Origin of the sequence: Arenibacter lacus, from assembly GCF_008711145.1 — a bacterium.
GTDB lineage: Bacteria > Bacteroidota > Bacteroidia > Flavobacteriales > Flavobacteriaceae > Arenibacter > Arenibacter amylolyticus.
On the sequence record NZ_VVIN01000180.1, the window covers coordinates 1 to 1105 of the forward strand.

The 1105-nt window shown below is 49.5% G+C and carries 1 protein-coding gene; it reads right to left on the reverse strand.

Annotated elements, in window-relative coordinates; translation table 11 throughout:
* On the reverse strand, positions 1-1105 hold a 1105-nt coding region (locus F1E73_RS17035), incomplete at both ends, for a SprB repeat-containing protein (protein WP_191089066.1).

Sequence of the window (1105 nt, forward strand, 5' to 3'; positions counted from 1 at the left end):
GGCGTTCGCAGTGTAATCGGCAGCAGTCGGTGGCACCCCATCCTCCATAAAGGCATAGGTATACCCCCCGTTTCCACCACTGGCCTGTACGCTCACCTGGGCACCAATATTACAGTTGGCTGGAATATTGGATATTACTGCAAGGTCCAGAGCTGCCGCAGGGGAGGCAATGGTTACCGTGTTGGACGTAGCCGGACAGAATGGACTGTCCGTAGCCGTAAGTTCTACATAGAAATTCCCTGCAGGCAGTCCGGAAATAGTAAGCACTCCCGGTGCTACCCCGGTACTTGTTATGGACGTGGTAGAACCATTGCTATGGAACACCTCATAGGAGTAGTTGCCGGTATAGTCGGTTACATTGATTTCCATCACCCCATCGGAGTTCCCAAAACAAGTCACGGGCGTACTGGCCGAGGCCACCACGTCGATTAAATCGTAGGGAGCAACGGTATAAGCTGCGGTGGTAAAGTAACAACCGGTCACATTATCCGTCACCCTAAAGGTATAATCCCCAGGTACGCTAAGGCTGTAAGTAGCAGTAGCTCCAGCAACCGAAGTCTGTACCCCATTGGGGTGGCCCAATGGCAACAGTTCAAAGGTAAAGTCACCAGAACCACCTGTAACCGTTAATTCAACCGCTTCGTCATTAGTACAGGTAATCGCGGTCTGCTGAGTAACTGCCACATTGGTAATGGCAGGTAAAGGATTGATGCTGATTGTTTCGGTATCCGTACAACCATTGGCGTCACGTACTGTTACCGTAATGTTTTGAACGGCACCCGTATCATTGATATTAAAAGTGTTGCTAGCAAAGAAGTTAGTTCCGTCTATACTATATGTATAAGGTCCGGTTCCTCCAGATCCCGTAGCCGTAATCACCGCCTGAGAAACCGAATTGTCAGCCGCACAGGAGAAATCCGTCGCAGTGGCACTGGCCACCAATGCAGGCGGTTCGTTTATAGTGAAAGGTATATCTACCCTACAGAATCTCGCCGATCTCACTCGTACCAAATAATCACCTTGACTTAATCCTGTATACACATTGGAGAACTGAGGTAGCAACTGGATAATCCCACCAGCACCATCCAAAAGCTGGTACGTATAG